Raw genomic sequence first — 21,424 nt, 5'->3', positions numbered from 1 at the left:
TTACGCCCGACCGAGGATGGCCGCGCCGGTGCACAGGCCGCGATCGTAATTGATCATGCCGAAGCCGCTGACCAGCGCGTGTCGCGCATGCTGAACTTGCGTCCTCAGCGCCTGCCCGGTGACCTGGCGCAACGCCTGCACCAGACCGAGGAAGCCGCCGGCGGCGCCGGCCTGTCCGACCGAGAGCTGGCCGCCGGAGGTATTGAAGGGGAGCGAACCCTCGATGGTGAAGGTGTGCTTTCGGATGAAGGCTGGCGCTTCGCCTTCGCGGCAGAAGCCCAGCCCCTCGAATTGCAGGCAGTTGATCACCGGATAATCGTCGTAGACTTCGAGCACGTCGATATCCGGGGGACCGAACCCGGCCTGCGCGTAGAGGTGATCCTGATCCACCGCCCAGCCGCCGCGGAACTGGATCGCGTCAGCGGCGAACGCGTTGTGCCGCTCGATGGTGCCAAGAATGCGGGCATGGGGGATGCCGAGCTTCTTTGCGTGGTCCTCGGTCATCACCAGGAAGCCTTCGGAACCCGCGCAGGGCATGACGCAATCGAACAGCTTCAGCGGATCGGCGATCGGGCGGGCATCGAGATATTCGTCGAGGGTGAGGGGGCGCTTGAACAGCGTCGACGGAAACCGTAGCGCATTGTCGCGCTGGGCGACGCAGAGCTTGCCGAAGTCGGCCGGTGTTGCGCCGGTGGTCTGCATGTAATGCGAGGTGAGCAGCGCGAAGTTCGCATTCGGCCCCCCGGAGCCCAGCGGATAGACCGCGTCCCGGGCGAAGCGGGAGAAATTCGCGAGATTGAGCCGGAAGGAATCGACATGGTTGGTGTCGCCTGCGACGCAGGCCACCACGCTCGCATCGCCGCATTGCACCGCGCGCGCGGCGCGCCGCAGCGCGATGACGCCGCTGGCGCCGCCATAAGGGAGATGATCGAGCCAGCGCGGCGAGAGGCCGAGATGTTGCGTCAGCCCGACCGCGGTGTCGGGGAATAATGTGAAGCTTGAAACACCGAGGCCGTCGAGGTCGTCCTTCCGCAGGCCGGAGGCTTTCAGCAATCCCGACAGCGCGCGCGCCAGAAACCAGTGCGCTTCCCTGGTCGAATAGCGGACATAGGGAATGCTGACCGGAGCCGCGACCACGACGCCCTGATAGGCGGCCGCCGTCATGCGGCGATCGATCCATCCGGATCGCGAAGCCGCAGCACGATCTTGCCGCGCACGCGGCCTCCTTGGGACAGCTCCTGCGCGCGCCGGAAGTCCGCAAACGGCAGTATGGCCTCGACCGGAACGCGCAAGCTTCCATCCGCCATCATCTTCAGAAGCGCGTCGAGGATGTCCTGTCGCGGCAACACCTGTGCCTGCGTTACGGTGACACCATGTTCGGCGCCGCGATCGGTGAACGGTTCGGCCATCAGGCAGACCATCAGGCCACCGCGCCTGAGCACCTTGTATGATCTGTCATGGACGTCGCCGCCCATGGTGTCGAATACCACGTCGACGTTGCGCGCCGCATCTTCAAACGGCGTGCGGTCATAGGCGATCACTTCATTCGCGCCGAGCGATCTTACGAAATCGACGTTCCGTTCCGAACAGGTCGCGATCACATGGGCGCCGCGGGCACGCGCGATCTGGATGCCGAGCGAGCCAACGCCGCCCGCGCCGGCATGGATCAGCACCCGCATCCCCGGTCCGGCCTTGGCGATGTCGACCAGCGGGATCCAGGCGCTCGTTCCGGCGAGCGGTACGGCAGCCGCATCGGGGAAGGACACGCCATCGGGAATGAGAGCGATATTGGCATCCGGCATGGTGACCTGATCGGCCCAGGTGCCTCTTCCGCGAGGGGCGAGGAATGCGACGCGCCGTCCGACAGATGCCGGATCGGTGCCCGGCCCGGCCGCCGTAACCACACCCGCGCCATCCCGTCCGGTGATCATGGCCGACGCCAGCGCGGCGCCACCGGCCATGCGGCCGGAGCGTATTTTCCAGTCAACCGGATTGACGCTGACGGCGTGGACGTCGATCAGCACCTCGCCGTCGCCCGGAACCGGTGCTGACGCATCCTGCAATTGCAGCACTTCGGGGCCGCCGTAAGCCTTGAATTCGATCGCGCGCATGATGCCCATTTACACTGTGATCGCGGAATGCGTCTGCCCAGATGCGACGCTTGACGGGCGAACAATAACATACAGTATACTAATTCCAGCAAGCCTTGATCGCCGGACTTCCGGCTTGCGGCGATGGTGGACAGTCATGCGGCACAGGACGGGACGAGGGGCTTGCGCGGCGATCGTCCAATGGTGATCGAATTGGGCCATCGCGGACGCGCGCGATCTTACGCCTGTGCTCGCACCGCGCATCCAGGCAGGGCATGCAATTTGCAAACCTGTCGTCTGTTGCCAAAGCCAACTTGCCAAGCCGTAACTTGCCAAGCCGTAACTTGCCAAGCCGTAACTTGCCAAGCCGTAACTTGCCAAGCCGTAACTTGCCAAGCCGTAACTTGCCAAGCCGTAACTTGCCAAGCCGTAACTTGCCGACGCGACACTTAAGGGATCACTCTGCCGGCCACATCGCCCGCGGACGGGCCAACACGTGACACCACGAAGAACAGGGGAACACGATGAGCGCGAAGACCGAACTGAGCAAACGCGAATTCGTATCATTGATGCTCGGCCTGCCGGCCGCGGCGTTTCTGCCGCATATCGCCGGCGCGCAATCGGCCGATACACTGAACATCGCGTTCATGGCGGACCTGCAGAGCTGGGACCCGACCGCGGTGACCTTCCCGGTCGGCCAGTCGATCTTCAAATGCGTCTATGACTCGCCGCTGCACTGGTCCTCGGACCAGAAGCTGCAGCCGCGCCAGATCGCCTCGCGCAAATGGCTCGACGACGCCAATACGCGGCTGGAAATCAATCTGCGCGACGACATCTTCTTCCATGATGGTTCGAAGCTGACCACGGAAGACGTGAAATACAGCTGGCTGACGCGCAAGAAGGACAAGCGGCTTGCGATCGCCGGAATGCTCCAGGACCTGATGGACGTGGAGATAAAGTCGCCGACGCAAGCCGTGCTGGTCTATTCCAAGCCCTCGCCGTCGGCTGATTTCTATCTCGGCTTCCTCGGCGTCTACATCCTTCCCAAGGCCTATCACGAGAAGGTTGGCGACGAAGGCTTTCTGGCAAAGCCGATCGGCGCCGGGCCCTACAGGCTCGTGGATTATCAGCGCGGCTCGCGCATCGTCCTCGAAGCCTTCGACAAGTACTGGGGCGGCGCTCCGGCGATCAAGAGCGTAACCTTCCAGGTGCTGCCGGAATCCTCGACGCGCGTTGCCGCGATCGAGTCGGGCCGCGTCGACGTCGCCGTGCAATTGCCGTTCCGCGAGGCGGTGCGCCTGGAGAAGAATCCGCAGCTCAATGTCAGCATGTTCCCGCAGGCCGAAATCTACATGATGCAGATTCCGAGCTATGTGGACATCTATCAGAACAAGGACGTGCGCACGGCGCTGCACATGGCGATCGACAAGGCAGCGCTCGCCAAGGCGTTCTTCAATAATCTTGCAAAGCCCCTGCAGGTGCTGGCAACGCCGGGTTCCAGCGGCGACGTGCCGGGTTACAGCTTCCCGTTCGACCGCAAGAAGGCGACCGAGACGCTGGCCAAGGCCGGCTACAGCAAGGCCAAGCCGTTGCAGATGACGCTGGCCACCACCAACGGCACCTTCCCGAACGACTACGAAATCGCGCAGGCGATCGCGCAGATGTGGCGGCAGATCGGTGCCGACGTGAAGATCGAGGAAATCACCATCGCGAAATACATGGAGCTCAATCACGCCGCGAAGCTCCCGGGGATCATGCTGTATAGCTGGGCCAACGCGACCGGCGACCCGGAAAACTATTCCGGCCGTATCCTCAATCCGGCGCTGCGCTTCTCCGCCTGGAAAGAACCGGCCAACGGCGAGCGGATCGCCAAGCTGTTCGCGATGAAGCTCGGCGACGAACGTCTTGCGGGCTATCGCGCGCTCAACAAGGACGCGTCGGACAATTCCTGGAGCATTCCGCTGCTGCAGCCGGTGGCGAACATGGTCACCAAGAAGACCGTGTCGATTCCGACCTATTCGCAGGGCTATGTGCTGCCGGCGGAAGCCAAGCGGACGACGTAAGGCTGAAGGGGGCGCGTTGCTTGCGATCCGCTCGTCCCCGCGAAGGCGGGGACCCAGATCTGAAGCACTGGATTCCCGCCTTCGCGGGAATGAGCGGAGCCTTGCGGCTCCGCTCTGCGCTTGAGCGGCCGGCATGTTCAAGTCTCTGATCAACGTCGCGACAAGGCGACTGGCGGGCGCGGTCCCGACCGTGCTGCTGCTGTCGATGGTGGTGTTCTTCGTGCTGCGGGCGCTGCCTGCCGATCCGCTGGCGCTGCTGCTGCCACCCAACGCGACGCCCGCCGACGCCGAAGCCGTGCGCCACGCGCTCGGGCTCGACCGCTCGATCGTCGTGCAATACATGATCTGGCTGCGTGATGCTCTTTCCGGCGATCTCGGAAATTCGATCGCATTTCGTGAACCTGTCACGCGGCTTCTGGCCAACAGCCTGCCGGCGACGCTCGAACTGTCGTTTGTCGGCTTGTCCTTCGCGCTCCTCATCAGCATTCCGGGCGGTCTCCTGCTTTACGGCACACGCGGAACCGTGCTCGAAAACATTCTCGATGTCCTCGTCGTGTGCATGCTGTCGATCCCGTCGTTTCTCTGGGCGATCTTCCTGCTGCTTGGGTTCGGCGTGATGCTCGGCTGGCTGCCGTTTTCCGGACGCGTCGATTCCGGAATCGTGATTCCGGACGGCACCGGATTTCTGCTGATCGACTATTTCGTCGCGTTGCAATGGGGCTATTGGCAGAATGCGCTGTCGCACCTGATCCTGCCGGCGATGGCGCTGGCGCTCGGCTTCTCTCCGCTGGTCATCCGCGTGCTGCGATCGTCCTTGCTCGAGGCGTCCGAAGATCATTATGTCATGGTCGCGCGGCAGCGGGGCCTCAACGAGCGTCAGATCATTCTCCAACACATGCTGCGCAATTCCGCGCTGCCGACCATCACCCTGATCGGCGCGCAATTCGGCTTCCTGTTCGGCGGTACGCTGCTGGTCGAAACCATCTTCTCCTATCCGGGGGTCGGCAACCTGATGGTGCAGGCCGTTCGCAATCATGATCTGCCGCTGATCCAGGGCATCGCGCTGGTGTTCTGCATTACCACGCTCGCAATCAACACGGTCGTAGACATCCTGTATGTCGTCCTCAATCCCAAGCTCCGGCGCGCTTGAGCCCTCGCGCCCGCCTTCGGCTCTTGCCGAAGCGCTCCGGCAGGCCGTGCGTTCACCGCGGGTGGTGATCGGCGGGGCGATCGTGATCGCGATGGCGATATGCGCGGTGTTTGCGCCGCAGATCGCGCCGAACGATCCGGCGAATCAGGATCTGCTGAACATGCTGCTGCCGCCGATGTGGGCGGAGGGCGGCAGCGCCGACTATCCCTTCGGCACCGACAGTCTCGGCCGCTGCATCCTGTCGCAGATGATCTATGGCGCGCGGGTTGCACTGGTGGTCGGCTTCGTCGCCGCCATCGGCGCGATGCTGCTTGGCACTACGCTCGCGCTGCTGGCCGGCTATTTCGGCGGCTGGATCGATCGCGCCATCAGCCATCTTGTCGACCTGTGGATGTCGCTGCCGCCGGTGGTGCTGTCGGTGACGCTGATGGTCGGTTTCGGCACCGGGGTTGGGAACGTCATCCTTGCGATCGTGCTGGTGGACTGGACCCGCTTTTGCCGGGTGGTGCGCTCGGAAGTGATGGTGGTCTCCCGCAAGGATTTCGTGGCAGCGGCGAAGCTGCTTGGGTTCGGCAACACCCGTATCATCCTGCGCGAAATCCTGCCGAGCGTCGCGCCCCTGATCATCACCCTGTTTACCCTGCAGGTGGGCATCGGGATTGTGGTCGAGGCGATCCTGAGCTTTGTCGGCCTGAGCGTTCCCGCGGACGTCCCGGCCTGGGGCCAGATGATCGCGCAGGCGCGCAACTACATGTACCAGGCGCCCTGGGGCATCGTCCTGCCGATCATGGCGATGTTCGTCACGGTGCTCGGCTTCAATCTGCTCGGCGAAGGGCTGCGCGTCACACTCGATCCGCGGCTGCGGCGGCGGAGCATCTGACGATGGCTGTCCTGTCCTTCGACAATGTCACCGTGACCGCCCGCTTCGGGTCGCGCGGCGTCGACGTGCTGCGGGACATTTCGTTTTCGCTCGCGCAGGGCGATATCGTCGGACTGGTGGGCGAATCCGGCGCCGGCAAGAGCATGATCGGGCGCGTGATATCCGGTCTGCTGCCGGACAATTTCACGGTCAGCGCCGGGCAGGTTCGCTTCGACGGCGCCGACCTGCTCGCGCTCGGCAGGCCGGAGCGGCGGGGATTGCTCGGACGCAGGATTGCCTTCATTCCCCAGGAGCCGCTGAGCGCGCTCAACCCGGTACGCACCATCGGCTCGCAGTTTTCCGAGCACCTGCGCCATCTCGGGATCGACCGGAGCCTGCGGCGCGCCCTGATGATCGAGCGGCTGCAGCAGGTTCAATTGCGCAATGCCGAGGAGGCGCTTCTTCGATATCCGCATGAACTTTCGGGCGGGCAATGCCAGCGCGTGCTGATCGCGATGGCATTTGCGGGCGAGCCCATGCTTGTGGTCGCGGACGAGCCGACGACCGCGCTCGACGTCATGACGCAGGCGCGCATCGTGCGGCTGATTGCGGAGCAGCAGGAGTTGCATCGGACCGCGCTGCTGTTCATTACCCACGACCTGCGACTCGCCGGCCATGTCTGCCGCGATGTCGGCGTGATGTATGCGGGCGACATGGTGGAGTTCGGCCCCGCGGCGGCCGTGCTGAAGGCGCCGTCGCACCCCTACACGAAGAGTCTGCTGGCGGCGATGCCGGAACTGACCGGACCGCGCCATGTGTTGCCCGCGCTTTCCGATCACATGCCGGGTCTTGCGGCTTTCGCCGGCCTGACCGGGTGCCGTTTCGCCCCGCGCTGCGCGGTGAAGGACGCGGCCTGCGTGAGCACGCGTCTCGCTCCGCGTGCGGTCGGAAGCGGACACTGGGTGCGATGTGCGCAGAGCTGCGAACAGGCCGACATCATCGGGATGCGCGAGCCGATTATCCTCCCGGGAGCTCTGGCCGATGCACCCGCTTCGGTCGAATTCAGAAATGTGCGGCTGAGCTATCATGCCGGGCGCGGCTTTCTCGGATTGCGGCGATCGCGGTTCGACGCGGTGAAGTCGGCGAGCTTCTCGGTCCGGGCAGGCGAAATTCTGGGAATCGTGGGCGAGAGCGGCAGCGGCAAGACCTCGGTGGGCCGGCTGGTGGTCGGCCTCGAAACGCCAAGCGAGGGGACCATCCGGGTCAACGGCATGGAACCCGTTGCAAACCGTGCCGTTCACCTGACCCATCGCGACGCCCAACTGATCTTCCAGGACCCGCAATCCGCGCTCAATCCACGGCGCAGCGTATTGCGGCTGTTGACCCAGGCGCTGGAGGCCGGGGCGAGCTACGCGCCACCGCCGCAACGCCGGCCGGTTGCGGACTCACTCCTGCGCGATACCGGCCTGCCGCCCGATTGCCTCGAACGCTTTCCTTCACAATTGTCGGGCGGGCAGCGGCAGCGCGTCAATATCGGCCGGGCACTTGGCGCCAGGCCGAAGCTGATCGTTGCCGACGAGATCGTGTCAGGGCTGGATGTGTCGGTGCAGGCCCATATTCTGAATTGCCTGCTCGATCTCAACCGCAAACATGGACTTACCATGATATTTATCAGTCACGACCTCGCGGTCGTGCGCTATCTGTGCTCGCGCATCCTGATGATGCATGCCGGCGAGATCGTGGAGGAGGGGCCGACCGAGTCGGTCTTCGCAAGCCCACGGCATCCCTACACCAAGGCCCTGCTGGAAGCGGTGCCGCCCGACAATACCGACCGGCCCTGGCCGCCGGTTCCTGCCGCCGAACCACGATGAGCAGCCAATGAGCGACCGATCGATCAACCGGAAGACGGGTGAGGACGCGCAAGTGAAAGTGCTGAAGGCCGTCAGCCTGCGCGAGCAGATTTATGAGCATCTGCGCGAGCGCATTCGCACCGGCCAGCTCACCTTCGAGGACCGCCTGGTCGACGTCGATATCGCGAGCGAGTTCGGCGTTTCGCGGATGCCGGTGCGCGAGGCACTGATGCAGCTCGTGCATGACGGCGCGATCGAGAGCACCACACGCGGCTTCGTGCTGCGTCGCTTCAGCGACCGGGAAATCGAGGATATTTTCGCGATCCGGCGTCTGCTGGAGCCGGCGGCGGCCGCCGGTGCGGCAACCAATATGAGCGCCGAAGCCCTCGAACAGATGCTCGACGCGCTGGAGCAATGCGAGCGTGCCGACAATGCCGGCGATTCCACCGCCTTCATCCTGGCGAATGCACGCTTTCGCGGCGCCTGGATCGGGCAGGTGCCGAACAGGCAGCTCGCCGCAGCGATTCTGCGCTTCAGCGATCACGTCCAGGCGGTGCGCCTCAAGACCCTGCCGAGCGTCATTGTCCGGCAGGACGTGGTGGAGCGCATGCGTGCCATCCTTGCCGCCTTCCAGCGCGAGGATGCCGAAGCGGTGGCAAGCCTCGTCGAAACCCACGTGATGATGGCGCTTCAGTTCTTTCGCAAGCCGGCGCCCGCATGAATCCCTTGACCCGCATGGTTGCCAGTGACTAGGTTTTGGATACTGAATACTGTTCAGTTGCGCGAGATAGGCCGATGACAATTGCCAATCCGATGTCGGACCTCGCAAGCGGGGGCTTCAGGCTCGGGGTGTTCTCGGCCAATGCCGACCGCGGACTGACCTTTTCCACCGTACCGGAGGCGTGGAAAGCGGAGTGGGACGATGTGGCGGAGGCCTGCCGCATCGCCGACCGCGGAGGACTGGATTTTTTCCTGCCGATCGCGCGCTGGCGCGGCTATGGCGGCTCGACCAATGTGCGCGAATGGTCATTCGAGACCTTCACCTGGGCCGCCGGCCTCGCCGCGATCACGGAGCGGATCGCGCTGTTCATGACGGTGCATGTTCCGCTGCTGCATCCGCTCTATGCGGCGAAGGCGCTCGCGACCGTGGATCACATCAGCCACGGACGGGCCGGACTGAACATCGTCTGCGGGTGGAATCCGGACGAGTTCGACATGTTCGGCGTCACGCTGGTCAAGGATGCCTACGTCCAGGCCAAGGAATGGCTCGATGTGATCGTGACGACCTATAACAACGACCGGCCGATCGACTTCGACGGCAAATATTATCAGCTGAAGGGCGCGGTCAGCCGTCCGGCATCGCTGCAGAAGCCGCGTCCGGTGACCATGAATGCGGCTTTCGGTCCACCCGGACGCGATTTCGCAGCGCAGAATTGCGATCACCTGTTCACAAGCTTTACCGATATCGAGATCGGCAAGGGTCATATCGCCGACATCAAGGCACGCGCCGCGAAATTCAACCGTGATATCGGGGTCTTCACTATCGGTCATGTCGTATGCCGGCCAACTCAAGCAGAGGCCGAGGACTATTACGATTACTATTCGCGGCAGCATATCGACGAGGAAGCGGTCGGCTATCACATGCAGCAGAAGAAGAATTTCAGCCATAGCCACGAGGACGACGCCTTCAGGCTCTACAAGCAACGCTTCTCGGCGGGGACCGGAAGCTACCCGCTTGTTGGAACTCCGGAGCGGGTCGCGTCCGAACTTTCGAAATTCGCCGCCGCTGGCTTCAACGGCGCGGCCTTGTCGTTCGTGAATTACAGGAACGAATTGCCGTTTTTTTGCGAGACCGTTGTGCCGCTGATGAAAGACGCAGGTTTGCGCGCATGCGCGTGATCGACGATGCATGCGCGGCACCGTGCCGATCATGAGCGCCGTGACCGATCTTTCCGACATTTTCGAACCCGCGGCACGAACCCTTCCCGACATGTTGCGGCGGCAGGCCGCGCGTCATGGTGATCGCGCGCTGTTTGCTTGCGGGGATGGGCGCTGGAGCTATGCCGACGCCGCCGATCTCGCGGCGGGCAGTGGCGGGCGGTTCCTCGCCGCCGGAATCCGAGGCCGCGACCGGGTGGCGATCCTGTGCGGAAACCGTCCCGAATTCCTCGAACTGTTTCTGGGTTGCGGATGGATCGGCGCCATCTCGGTGCCGATCAATGTCGCCGCGCGCGGGCCGCAGTTGGAGCACATGCTGAAGACGTCGGGCGCGCGGCTCCTTGTGCTCGAGCGCGAATGGCTGCCGGCGCTGGAATTCGTCAGGTTTTCGAATCTCGATGTCGAGGCCATCTGGGTGGTCGATCCGGACGGCAGCACGCCGGACCGGCATCAGCACGTTCCGATCCGTGCGCTGCCGGCGCGCGCGGAGCCGGTTGCCCCGGCCGAGCTCAAACCGCACGATCTGCTGACGATCCTGTTCACCTCCGGCACCACGGGGCCTTCGAAGGGGGTGTGCTGCCCGCATGCGCAATTTTTCTGGTGGGGCCTCAACGTGCTGCGCCAGCTCGCACTTCGCGACGGCGACGTGTTGCACACCACGTTGCCGCTGTTCCACGTCAATGCCATGGCGGCCTTCTTTCAGGCGCTGCTGAACGGCGGTACTCTGATCGCGGAAAAGCGGTTCTCGGCCTCGAATTTCTGGCCGGCGCTGGTCGCATCGGGCGCGAACGTCACATACGTGCTGGGCGCCATGGTGCCGATGCTGCTGTCGCGGCCGCCCTGTCCCGAGGAGAAGCAGCACAAGGTAAGGGTTGCGCTTGCGCCCGGCGTGCCGGCGCATCTGCACGAGATGTTCACCGAGCGCAGCGGCATCTATCTGCTCGATGCCTATGGCGCGACCGAGAGCAATGCCGTGATCGGCACGACGATGGATACGCGCCGGCCCGGCTGGATGGGCAGGGTGTTCGACGGCTACCACGCACGGGTCGCCGACGAAGACGACAACGAGCTGCCCGACGGCACACCCGGCGAGCTTCTGCTCCGTGCCGACGCGCCGTTTGCGATGGCGACCGGATATTTCGGAATGCCGGAGAAGACGGTCGAGGCCTGGCGCAACCTCTGGCTCCACACCGGTGACCGCGTGGTGCGCGACGCCGGGGGCTATTTCAGATTCATCGACCGGATGAAGGATTCGATCCGCCGGCGCGGCGAGAACATCTCCTCGTTCGAGGTCGAGCGCGTGATCATGTCGCATCCTTCGGTCGAGATTGCGGCGGTGTTTCCGGTGCCGTCCGATCTGGCCGAGGACGAGGTGATGACGGCGATCGTCGTGAAGGATGGCGCAACGCTCGACGGAGCCGAACTGATCCGCTTCTGCGAGGGAAGACTTTCGTATTTCGCCATCCCCCGCTTCGTGGATTTCGTCAGCGAATTGCCGCGCACCGAAAGCGGCAAGGTGCAGAAATTCAGGCTGCGCGAGCAGGGACGGTCTGCGGCCACCTGGGATCGCGAGGCGGCCGGGATCAGGCTGAAGCGGTGATCAATGGGCGCAAGGCGCAACCGAACCAGGGTGGCTCCGTTGGCGCAAGCAAACAGGAAGTGAAATGGCCATATCATGGTTCTGCCAATGGGACGCGAAGGACGGGGGCAAGCCCGTCCTCGACGCGCATGATCATCAAGGACTGGTGGCGCTGATCCGCGGTTGCCCGCGGCTTGTGGCAGGCCACATCATGACGCCGGTCCACGCGCATGATCCGCATTACGCGGCCGACCTGCACAACTCGCCCGCGCTGGTGCTGCAGCTTGAATTCGCCGAGATCGCCGATCTTGAACACGCGCTCAAGCCGCACGGCTATCTTCAGGCGCTGGCGCACGAGGATTTGTTGCCAAGCCTTGCCGATGCGACCGTAAGCCACCACGCGATGCTGACGCGCCGCTATCCGGTCGCGGAGGCCGCCGATGAATTCGCGAACGGACGCCTCAGCTACATGGTCGAATACGAGGGCCCCGCGAGGGACGCGAACGCATGGCACCTGTTTTATGTCACGGGCCATCCGCCGCTGCTCGCGAAATTTCCCGGAATCCGCAGGATCGAAATCTATACGCCGGCTCTCGTGATCTCGGCCTTGCCGTTCGGCGTCCGGAATACGATGCAGCGAAACAAGACGGTGTGGGACAATCCGGAGGCCATGAATGCTGCGATGGCGAGCCCGGTGCGGGCTGCGTTGCGAAAGGACTTCCACAGATTTCCGGAATTTGAAGGCGCGGCGACGCATTACCCGTTTCGCACCGTCTCGGTGCGTGGCGAACGCTACCGGCCGCGTGATTAACCTTAAGGCTTTGTCGCGCCGCGCGCGGCAATACAACATGAACAACTGCCGGCGCAAATGGATAGAATAAGGCCACAACAAGAATACAGGCGGCAAACAGAGTGGATATGGGCGGGGCGGTGGCTTCGCTCGCGCGGAGTTGAGTGATGTCTGGCAATCCATTGCGTCACCGGATCGGGCAGCGCGAGCCGATCGGTCTGTTCTGGATGACGCTTGGCTCGTCGGCCGTGCTCGAGCTTGCAGCTCATGCGAAGCCGGATGCGATCGTGATCGATGCCCAGCATGGATTGTGGGATCGCAGCTCGCTCGAAGACTCGGTCGGTCTTGTTTCGAAGGCGGCGCCGGTGTTGGTGCGGGTCGCCGAGAATTCGCCGCTCGCGATCGGTCAGGCGCTGGATGCCGGCGCGGAGGGCGTCATCGTTCCCCTGATCGAGACGGATGCCGAAGCCGCGGCGGCGGTCGCGGCGGCGCGCTTTCCTCCCGAAGGCACCCGTTCGGGCGGCGGCGTGCGTCCGCTCAGCCGCGACTTCGGACAATATTATCTGGAGTCCCTCCGCCGCACCGTGGTTGGCGTGATGGTCGAGACCGTCCGCGGCGTGCGCAATGCCGCCGCGATCGCCAATACGCCAGGCGTCGATTTCGTCCTGATCGGGACTGGCGACCTTGCGATCTCGCTCGGCGGCTTTCCGCATGTCGATGCCAGGCATGGCGAGGCCTGCGCCAGCGTGCTGCAGGCCTGCAAGACGGCCGATGTCGCATGCGGGATTTTCACGCTCAATGTGGACGGCGCCATCGCGCGCCGCACGGACGGCTATCCGATCGTGGTGGTCGCCAACGACATCGATATTGTGGCGGGCGGCTTCGGCCGCGCGATGAAACTGTTCTCAGGGCAGGGCGGAGAGATCTCGAAGGCCGCCAGGACCTCGACCGCTCCGGTCGGCTATCTTGCCAAAGACGAAGAGGATGACAACGTGTCGGACCTCCTGCTGAAGTTTGCCTCCTTCATTGCCGACGGCCGGATTCGCGTCGTCGACCTGACCCAGACGCTGAAGCCGTCGACTCCGGTGATCCAGCTTCCGCCGCCGTTCGCGCCCTCCGATCCGTTCCGGATTTCGGAGATTTCGCGCTACGACGAGCGCGGACCGGCCTGGTACTGGAACAACATCGCTTGCGGCGAGCATACCGGCACGCATTTCGACGCCCCGGCGCACTGGGTCACGGGGCAGCACTATGCCGACGGCTATACCGACACGGTGTCGGTGCAGCGCTTCATCGCGCCCGCCGTTGTAATTGACTGCACCAAAGAGGCAGAGGCCGACGAGAAGTTCCTGCTGGAGCCCGCACATATCGAGGCATGGGAGGCCAGGCATGGCCGTATCCCCGACGGGGCCTGGGTGCTGATGCGCACCGACTGGTCGAAGCGCGACGATCCCGAGCGATTTCTCAACATGAAGGAAGACGGGCCGCATGTGCCGGGACCGTCGGCCGCGGCGGTGCGATTCCTGGTGCAGCAGCGCAACGTCAATGGCTGGGGCGTGGAAGCGGTCGGCACGGATGCCGGTCAGGCCTTTGCGTTCGAGCCGGCGTTCCCGGCGCATCATCTGATGCATGGCGCGGGCAAGTTCGGGCTTGCCAGCCTGTGCAACCTCGACCAGCTTCCGCCGACCGGCGCCATCCTGATCACGACGCCCTTGAAGATCGAGAAAGGCTCCGGCAGTCCGCTGCGCGTGCTGGCGCTCGTGCCGGCGGCGTAGTCCGGCGCTAAAACGGCACCACCAGCCCGTCCATCGGCGCGTCGCAATTGACAAGATCGACGCGCTTGAAGGCGATGCGGATGTCGCCGCCGGTCGAGACCAGCGTATGCCGGTAGGTGCCGGCGAAAATGCGCTGCTCCTCGCGGCGATATTCCACGATCACGAATTTCGAGCGGACCTCGGCCGTATTGCCGTCGCCGCCCTCGATCGTCACGTTGGTGACGATGCGGCTGGTCCGCGAGCGCGGCTCCTGCGAGTAGATGCGCGGCGAGGCGAGCCGGCGCACCCGCGTCTCCAGCAGCCGGCGGTCGTCATACATCAGCGAGATGGTGTCGGTCGCGCTTTGCTGGTTTGGTTCGCTCGGCACCCAGTAATGCGCTTCGGCCGTGAACAGCGCGAGCCACTCGTCGAAGCGGGCTTCGTCGAGCAGGCGCGACTCGTGGATCAGGAAATCCTCGGCGTCGGCGCGCGATAGTCCTGCGGCGGCCTTGTGTGCGACGGCGGTCATGCGCTGGCCTTCATCTCGTTGGCGGCCGCGGTTTCGCCCAGCATGTAGCCGCGCCAGGCCTCGAACATGTTGCGGATATAGACTTCGCTGGTGGAATTCTTGCCTTTCAGCCCGCCATGCTCGTCGCGCACGTCGGAGAGATAGCCGCGCCCGATCTCAATCCAGTCGGCACCGTCGCTCGCCAGCCCGATGCCGATGCGGTTGTAGATTTCGAGATCGTCCGTCAGCACCAGCGAGCCCGTGCCGTTCACGATATTGGCGAAGGCGATGGTGTTGCGGAACATCTGCTCCGGCGCGCCCTTGAGCCTGAAATTGTAGGTGCAGACCAGCGTCCTGTTCACCGCAAGCGGATGGATGACGCGGAGCTGCTGGAACGAGCTCATGAAGGACAGGTTCGGGTAGATGTTGGAATTCCAGCGGCGCACTTCGAGGATGCGCTTGACCTCGTCCTTGCCCTTTTTTGCCTCCAGCGCCGCGATGTAGTCGCGGAACACCGGGTCCTGCATCGCGGCGACGAGCTTGGAATCGTCGTGATAGTCGCCGAGATAGGAATGTCCGTTTGGATAGGTCCAGATGCCGACCTGGTTTTCCCAGAACGAATAGGGCGCTCCGTTCTGCCGCATCTGCCGGATCGCGATCTCGCCGGTTCCGTCGGAATAGACCTCGTCGCTCTGCTGCTGTGCGGCGTCGATCGAGGAGCGGTGCGTGAACCAGGGATGCGCGGCGTCGCACAGGTTTTCCAGATAGAGCTTCCAGTTGCCGTTATAGACGTGGCGGAACACGCCGCCTGCCGCCTCGATCTCGCCGTCGGGCGCGCGGTCGACCATGTCGTCGATCGAGGTCGCCATGTAGCCGAGATGTTCCTTCAGGCTTTTGCCTTCGGCGGCCTGGCTCATGAAGATGAAGCCGCGATAGCTCTCGACGCGGGGCACCTGCGTCATCGCGGTGCGCGGGCTTTTGGTGTCGAAATCCTGCGGATAGCCGTGATTGAGCGGCACCGCCTTGAGCCGGCCGTCGAGGTGATAGGTCCAGCCGTGATAGACGCACTGGAACTCCTTCGCGTGCCCGCAATCCGACGCCACCACCATGGCGCCGCGATGGGCGCATTGATTGTGCAGAACCCGCAGCGTGCCGGTTTCGTCGCGCGTGACCACCATCGCCTTGCGGCCGACCTGGGTCAGGAAATAGTCACCCGGATTGCGCACCTGGCTTTCGTGGCCGACATAGAGCCATGCGTGGCCGAAAATGCGCTCCATCTCAAGCTTGAAAATCTCCGGATCGGAGTAGAGTTTGCGGTGGACGCGCGCGGGCTGTACCGCCGCGTCGAGATCGTTCGGGGATATGGCTTGCATGGCGATCCTCGATGCCCGGACGCACAATGGAATTGAACCAAACGATACCGTGGAGTATCGTTTGCAGCAAGCAGGAATTAAACCATCGTGACCCTTGTCCTCGATAAAGCGGCAGCGGGGAGCCGCAACGGCCTGTCCGACAAGAAGCGGGAGGCGATCCTCAAGGGCGCCAAGGCGATGTTTCTCAAGCATGGCTTCGGCGACGCCAGCATGGACGAGGTCGCGGCGGCCGCAGGCGTGTCGAAGATGACCGTTTACCGGCATTTCGGCAGCAAGGAGGACCTGTTCGCGGGCGTCATCACCGAATCCTGCCACCAACTCATCACCGGCGAGATCGACGCGGTTTTCGAGCTACCGATGCGAGATGCGCTGCGTGCCTATGCGCGGAAAATGACCGACATCTTTTTCGCACGCGATACCGCGGAATTGCATCGCATCGTGATTGCGGAGTGCCGGCGTTTTCCGAAGCTCGGCCGGCTGTTCTACGAGACCGGTCCGCAAGCCTGTATCGACGCGCTCGAAGCCCATTTCATCCGGCATCGCGACGATCCGGCGCTGAAGGTGCGCGACCCGCGCCGTGCAGCGGAGGAATTTCTGGAGTTGCTGCGCGGCTATTCGCATCTGAAGATGCTGCTCGGGATCGACAAGGGACCGTCCGCACGCGACGTCGAGGCGCGGATCGACGCAGCCTTGCGGCATGTGATGGTGTAGGTTTTGCTGTCGCCCCCGCGAGAGCGGGGCCATAACCACTGCTCTGGATATGGGTCCCCGCTTTCGCGGGGACGACGGCTAAATCCCGCCCGCCGCCCGCTTCGGCATGTAATGCAGCACGCGCAGCTCCGCGAGGATCACCAGCAGATAGGCGATGCCGCCGACCACGGTGAGCATGATGATGGTGACGAACACCATCGCGGTATTGCCCTGGCCCTCGCCGAACGAGAGCAGATACCCCAAGCCGGAATTGCCCCCCACGAGTTCGCCGACCACCACGCCGATCACGGCGAGCGTCGAGCCGATGCGGAGCCCCGCGAACAGCGGCGGTAGCGATGCGGGAAACTCGATCTTCCAGAAAATCTGCGAGCGCGATGCCTTGAACGAGCGCGCGAGATTGATCAGGTCGGGATCGACGCCGCGCACCGCCGTGAGCACGTTGACCATCACCGGAAAGAACACGATCAGGATCGCGACCAGGATTTTCGGATAGATGGTGAACCCCATCCACAGAATGAACAGCGGTGCGAACGCGATTTTCGGCGCGATCTGCAAAGCGAGAATATAGGGCGAGAGCGCGAATTCCGCGGTCGGCGACATGCCGAGCAGATAGCCCATCAAGGCACCCAGCAGGCTGCCGAGCAGGAAGCCGACCAGCACTTCGAAGGCGGTGATGCCGGTGTGATAGGGGAGCGCGGCGATGTCCCACATCCGCAGGAATTCCCTGAAGGTCGCCGACAGCGGCGGCACGATATAGGGGGGGATTTTCAGCAGTCCCGGTCCCCATTCCCAGGCCACCAGAAACACGATCAGCATCGCAACGCTTGCGATGGTGCCGCGGCGGACGAGCGCAGAGCGGTCGGCGTCCATCAGGCCGGCTCCTTGTGCGCGTCTTCCTGTGACGATTCCTTTAGAGTTTCCTGGGCGGCGTGTTCGCCGATGTCGAGCTTGTCCATAAGGCGCGCGACATAGCCCGCGACCTTCGGATCGCGCCGCCGCTTCAGCGGGTGGTCGCGTTCGGGGATGTCGATGACGATCTCGTCGATGATACGGCCCGGCCGCTTGCTCATCACCAGCACGCGGTCGGACAGGATCACGGCTTCGAGCAGGTCGTGGGTGATCAGCAGCGCGGTCTTTTTGGCCTTCATCAGCGTCTGCGCCAGATCATGCTGCAGCATGATGCGGGTCTGCGCGTCGACCGCGGAGAAGGGTTCATCGAGCAGGAGTACGGATGGATCCACCGCGAGCGTGCGGGCGAGCGCCGCGCGCTGACGCATGCCGCCGGACAACTGATGCGGGTAGCGCTCCGCGAACTCGCCCAGTTTGAACGCCTCCAGCAGGTCTTGCGCCTTGCGCCGGCTGTCGGCCGCATTGAGCTTGCGGATTTCGGTTCCGAGGAGAACGTTCTGTTCGATGGTGCGCCACGGCAGGAGCAGGTCCTTCTGCAGCATGAAGGCGACATGGTCGTTCGGTCCTTCGACGCGCTCCCCGTCGACGAAGGCATCGCCGATGCTCGGCGAATAGAGCCCTGACCCGATATTGAGCAGCGTGCTCTTTCCGCAGCCGCTGGGACCGATCAGCGACACGACCTCGCCGTCGGCGACCGAGAAATCGACATCCTCGATGGCTGTGAAGGTGGTGCCCTTTGCGCCCGCAAAGCGCATCGTGACCTTGCGATATTCGAGCCGCTTCATGCGACCACCATCCAGCCTGGTGCGTACCTGCGCTCGCGACAGCGTGAACCTTCGCAGAGCAACATCCGGACCAATTGTTGAGCGGTTCGCCACGTAGCGTCCCGCGAGACTGTCGAGTATAGTAAGTCCAAACCGAGGGTGTCACGCCCGCGGGAATGGGGCACAACGACACAAGCACCACAGCAGGGATACCAGTCCATGACCACTTCGACCACTGCCGCCATCACCAGACGACTGGCGTTTGCCGCCTTCGCCGCAGCCCTCGGTACGGGCTTCGCATTACCGCAGGCAATGGCGCAGGAGAAGGTGACCTACCTGTTTCCGGCACCGCCGATCCTGCCGGCCTTCGCGCCGCTGCAACTCGCAAAGGGCAAGGGCTATTTCAAGGAGGCCGGGCTGGACGTCGACTTCCAGGTGGCGCGCGGCGGCGTCGAGGTTGCAAAGATGGTCGGCGCCGGCAATGCGCCGATCGGCGGCATCGTCGGCGACGGTCCGATCATGGTTCGGGCCAACGGCGTGCCGGTGAAGATCGTCGCGCTGTTCGGTGGCAAGGGCTTCATGCAGACGGTCGTGCGCGAAGATTCCGGCGTGGAAAAGCCGGCCGACCTGAAGGGCAAGACGCTCACCGTTTTGTCGTTCCAGGACACGACATTCTACGCGCTGATCGGCCTGCTCGCGAGCGTCGGGCTGACCCAGAACGACGTGAACGTGCAGCAGGCCGGCCCGACCGGCGTGTGGGAATCGGTCGCCACCGGCAAGTCGCAGGGCATGGCCGGCGTGCCGGACTGGATCGCGCTGGTGCAGGCAACCGGCACGAAGATCAAGATCATCCCGACCGACCAGTATTTCCCGCATCTGGCGCAGGGCATCGCAGTTTCGGACGAGATGATCAAGAAGAACCCGGAGATGGTCCAGAAATTCGTGACTGCCGCGATGCGCGGCATGAAGGATGTGATGGACGATCCGAACAAGGCGGCCGAGGATTTCGTGAAATTCGTGCCGACCTGGAAGGGCAAGGAGCAGGTGGTCAAGGACGCGCTGAACTATTACGCCAAGCTCGTCTATGTCGATCAGAAGCGGCCCGGCGAGATCAACCCGGAGCGGCTGTCGAAGCTGCAGGATTTCTATCTGGAGAAGGGATTCATCCAGAAGAAGACCCCGGTCGAGGAGCTCTATACCAACCAGTTCATCAAGTAGTAGACTTCGTCATTCCGGGGCGCATGCCATAAGCGCGTTTACGCGCGTCTTCGACACGCTATTGGCATGCGAGCCCGGAATCCATAACCATCACCGGGAGTATGGATTCCGGGTCCGTCCCTTCGGGACGTCCCGGAATGACAACTTCAACAGACCATGCAAAAAAAACGACATGCCGAAATCGTCGGCGGCGGCTTTTCCGGCCTCGCGGCAGCCGGTGCGCTGGCGCAGCGGGGCTGGAGCGTGCGGCTTCACGAGCGCTCGCCGGAATTGCGGCCGAGCGGTGCGGGCATCTACATCTACGAGAACGGCCTGCGCGTGCTGGAAAAGCTCGGCGCCTATGACGAGGCGGTGAAGGGCGCGCCATTCGCGCATACCCGCGAGATGCGCGACGAGCACAATCGCGTGCTTTCGGTGCATCGGTGGGATCCCTCCAAACGCGTGTTCAGCGTGGTGCGCCAGCGCGTTATCAATGCGATGGCGGACGCCGCGCGCAGGAACGCCGTCGAGATCGTGCTCGGCTCCGAAGCGGTGGCGGCGACGCCGGACGGCGAACTGACAATGGCAGACGGGCGCCGGCTGAAGGCCGACCTGATCGTCGCGGGCGATGGCGTCAATTCCAAGATCCGCGACTCGCTCGGACTTGTGGCGAAGCGCAAGCCGTTGCCGGACGGCGCGATCCGCGTGCTGATTCCGAAGACGCCTGAAGAGATGGCCTCCGGCGACGGCGGGACCACGATCGAGAACTGGTCCGGCAGCCGGCGCATTCTCTACACGCCGGTGAGCGAGACAGAACTCTATATCGCGTTCACCATGCTGCACTCGGACGAAGTGGGCCGGCGCACGCCGATCGACAAGGCGTCCTGGAAGCAGTCGTTTCCGCACTGGACGGACCTGATCGACCGGATCGGCGATGACGCACGCTACGACCGCTTCGAATATGTGAAGCTCAAGTCCTGGTCCTCCGGGTGTGTTGCGGTGCTGGGCGATGCCGCCCATGCGCTGCCGCCGAATATCGGGCAGGGCGCGGGCTGCTCGATGATGAACGGGCTGTCGCTCGCCTATTATCTCGACCGCGAGAAGGACATGGCGACCGCGCTCAAGGTCTGGGAGCAGAACGAGCGGCCCCTCACCGAGCACACCCAGCGGATATCGGTGTTCCTCGGACTGCCGACAACCTGGCCGACGCCGCTGCGCCGCGCCTTCCTGACGCTCGCCGGCAAGTCGAAATGGATGATCGCGCAGCGCACAAAAACGGCGCGGCATGTGCCGACGGGGACGTGAGTTTCTTTCTTTCCCTCCCCCCGCGAAGCGGTGGGGAGGGTGGCGAGCAGCGAAGCTGCGAGCCGCGTGGGGGGATTGTCCTTATGCCGGCACTTGATTAAGCGCCCCCCACCCCCGACCCCTCCCCACCACTCGCTTCGCTCGCGGGGGGAGGGGAGCGGAGAGGCCGCCATCAAGGCAATTACTTCGCCGGCGCCAGCGCCTCCGCGCTTTCTTTCTTCGCGCTGTAGGTCTCCGTTCCGACCCAGCCATGCTTCGAGATGTCGAACACCACGCCGTCGTGATCCTTGAACTTCTTCTCGAAATTGCCGTGCTTGGTGTCGCCGAAATCGAAGAAGAACGAGCCGCCGCACTTTTCGATATTGGCCTCGGCCTCCTTCAGGTCGGCGACCTGGAAGCCGCAATGGTTGGCGCCGGGCTTGTACTTGTCCTCCGGCATGCCCGGGCGGATCAGCGCGAGATTGGTGGTGCCGTCGGTGAGATAGACCGCCGAGCCCATCGGCTGGTGGTCGTAGCCGAGATGCTTCAGCCCGAACACCGCCTGATAAAAGGCGACTTCCTTCTCCAGGTCGCGCACGAACAGC

General features: G+C 63.7%; 19 protein-coding genes. 12 read left to right on the top strand and 7 right to left on the bottom strand.

Going from position 1 to position 21,424, the window contains the following annotated elements:
- Both AB7F49_RS23915 and AB7F49_RS23910 read right to left on the bottom strand, forming a co-directional pair.
- Complete coding sequence (locus AB7F49_RS23915) at positions 1-1,164, bottom strand: thiolase family protein (RefSeq protein WP_428527017.1); 1,164 nt, start codon at positions 1,162-1,164, stop codon at positions 1-3.
- Positions 1,161-2,120, bottom strand: a complete 960-nt coding sequence (locus AB7F49_RS23910) for an NADP-dependent oxidoreductase (RefSeq protein WP_428527015.1) — start codon at positions 2,118-2,120, stop codon at positions 1,161-1,163. The genes AB7F49_RS23915 and AB7F49_RS23910 overlap by 4 nt, the downstream gene beginning before the upstream one ends.
- A gap of 494 nt (positions 2,121-2,614) precedes the next feature.
- Between AB7F49_RS23910 and AB7F49_RS23905 the strand changes: the two genes are divergently transcribed.
- The 9 genes from AB7F49_RS23905 to AB7F49_RS23865 all read left to right on the top strand — a co-directional run bounded on the left by AB7F49_RS23905 (position 2,615) and on the right by AB7F49_RS23865 (position 14,094).
- Complete coding sequence (locus AB7F49_RS23905; protein WP_428527013.1) at positions 2,615-4,153, top strand: ABC transporter substrate-binding protein; 1,539 nt, start codon at positions 2,615-2,617, stop codon at positions 4,151-4,153.
- Positions 4,154-4,286: 133 nt separating this feature from the next.
- Positions 4,287-5,303: an ABC transporter permease gene (locus AB7F49_RS23900; protein WP_428527011.1), complete on the top strand. Its 1,017-nt coding sequence runs from the start codon at positions 4,287-4,289 to the stop codon at positions 5,301-5,303.
- Complete coding sequence (locus AB7F49_RS23895; RefSeq protein WP_428527009.1) at positions 5,269-6,183, top strand: ABC transporter permease; 915 nt, start codon at positions 5,269-5,271, stop codon at positions 6,181-6,183. Before AB7F49_RS23900 ends, AB7F49_RS23895 begins: the two co-directional genes overlap by 35 nt.
- 2 nt (positions 6,184-6,185) lie before the next feature.
- Positions 6,186-8,033 carry a dipeptide ABC transporter ATP-binding protein gene (locus tag AB7F49_RS23890; RefSeq protein ID WP_428527007.1) on the top strand — a complete coding sequence of 616 codons (1,848 nt, stop codon included), beginning with the start codon at positions 6,186-6,188 and terminating at the stop codon, positions 8,031-8,033.
- Between the two features lie 7 nt (positions 8,034-8,040).
- The gene (locus AB7F49_RS23885; RefSeq protein WP_428527005.1) at positions 8,041-8,733 is read left to right on the top strand and encodes a GntR family transcriptional regulator; all 693 of its coding nucleotides are present in this window, start codon (positions 8,041-8,043) and stop codon (positions 8,731-8,733) included.
- A gap of 74 nt (positions 8,734-8,807) precedes the next feature.
- On the top strand, positions 8,808-9,911 hold the full coding sequence (locus AB7F49_RS23880; protein WP_428527003.1) for an LLM class flavin-dependent oxidoreductase: 1,104 nt from the start codon (positions 8,808-8,810) through the stop codon (positions 9,909-9,911).
- 10 nt (positions 9,912-9,921) lie between these two features.
- Positions 9,922-11,550: an ATP-dependent acyl-CoA ligase gene (locus AB7F49_RS23875; protein WP_428527001.1), complete on the top strand. Its 1,629-nt coding sequence runs from the start codon at positions 9,922-9,924 to the stop codon at positions 11,548-11,550.
- Positions 11,551-11,614: 64 nt separating this feature from the next.
- Positions 11,615-12,340 (top strand): hypothetical protein, encoded by a 726-nt coding sequence (locus AB7F49_RS23870; protein ID WP_428526999.1) that lies wholly within the window; start codon positions 11,615-11,617, stop codon positions 12,338-12,340.
- 146 nt (positions 12,341-12,486) lie between these two features.
- Entirely contained in the window at positions 12,487-14,094 is a 1,608-nt protein-coding gene (locus AB7F49_RS23865) for an aldolase/citrate lyase family protein (protein WP_428526997.1), read from the top strand.
- Positions 14,095-14,101: 7 nt separating this feature from the next.
- Here the strand turns inward: AB7F49_RS23865 and AB7F49_RS23860 are convergent, their stop codons facing one another.
- Both AB7F49_RS23860 and AB7F49_RS23855 read right to left on the bottom strand, forming a co-directional pair.
- Complete coding sequence (locus AB7F49_RS23860) at positions 14,102-14,602, bottom strand: aromatic-ring-hydroxylating dioxygenase subunit beta (protein WP_428526995.1); 501 nt, start codon at positions 14,600-14,602, stop codon at positions 14,102-14,104.
- Positions 14,599-15,954 carry an aromatic ring-hydroxylating oxygenase subunit alpha gene (locus AB7F49_RS23855; RefSeq protein ID WP_428526993.1) on the bottom strand — a complete coding sequence of 452 codons (1,356 nt, stop codon included), beginning with the start codon at positions 15,952-15,954 and terminating at the stop codon, positions 14,599-14,601. The genes AB7F49_RS23860 and AB7F49_RS23855 overlap by 4 nt, the downstream gene beginning before the upstream one ends.
- 87 nt (positions 15,955-16,041) lie before the next feature.
- Between AB7F49_RS23855 and AB7F49_RS23850 the strand changes: the two genes are divergently transcribed.
- Entirely contained in the window at positions 16,042-16,665 is a 624-nt protein-coding gene (locus AB7F49_RS23850; RefSeq protein WP_428526991.1) for a TetR/AcrR family transcriptional regulator, read from the top strand.
- 78 nt (positions 16,666-16,743) lie between these two features.
- On the opposite strand, the gene AB7F49_RS23845 is transcribed toward AB7F49_RS23850, so the two are convergent.
- Both AB7F49_RS23845 and AB7F49_RS23840 read right to left on the bottom strand, forming a co-directional pair.
- Positions 16,744-17,535 carry an ABC transporter permease gene (locus AB7F49_RS23845; protein WP_428526989.1) on the bottom strand — a complete coding sequence of 264 codons (792 nt, stop codon included), beginning with the start codon at positions 17,533-17,535 and terminating at the stop codon, positions 16,744-16,746.
- Positions 17,535-18,359, bottom strand: coding sequence for an ABC transporter ATP-binding protein (locus AB7F49_RS23840; RefSeq protein ID WP_428526987.1), 825 nt, complete (start codon positions 18,357-18,359; stop codon positions 17,535-17,537). The genes AB7F49_RS23845 and AB7F49_RS23840 overlap by 1 nt, the downstream gene beginning before the upstream one ends.
- Positions 18,360-18,557: 198 nt before the next feature.
- Between AB7F49_RS23840 and AB7F49_RS23835 the strand changes: the two genes are divergently transcribed.
- Together AB7F49_RS23835 and AB7F49_RS23830 are read left to right on the top strand one after the other, a co-directional pair.
- Entirely contained in the window at positions 18,558-19,556 is a 999-nt protein-coding gene (locus AB7F49_RS23835) for an ABC transporter substrate-binding protein (RefSeq protein ID WP_428526985.1), read from the top strand.
- Between the two features lie 156 nt (positions 19,557-19,712).
- Positions 19,713-20,840 carry an FAD-dependent monooxygenase gene (locus tag AB7F49_RS23830; protein WP_428526983.1) on the top strand — a complete coding sequence of 376 codons (1,128 nt, stop codon included), beginning with the start codon at positions 19,713-19,715 and terminating at the stop codon, positions 20,838-20,840.
- A 181-nt stretch (positions 20,841-21,021) separates the two neighbouring features.
- Here AB7F49_RS23830 and AB7F49_RS23825 read toward each other — a convergent pair.
- Positions 21,022-21,424, bottom strand: a 403-nt coding sequence (locus tag AB7F49_RS23825) for a VOC family protein (protein WP_428526981.1), incomplete at its 5' end; no start/stop codon positions are given.

Origin of the sequence: Pseudorhodoplanes sp. (genome assembly GCF_050250235.1) — a bacterium.
Classification (GTDB): domain Bacteria; phylum Pseudomonadota; class Alphaproteobacteria; order Rhizobiales; family Xanthobacteraceae; genus Pseudorhodoplanes.
The sequence above is the reverse complement of the archived record's forward strand: the minus strand, read 5'-3'. Positions and strand labels throughout refer to the sequence as shown.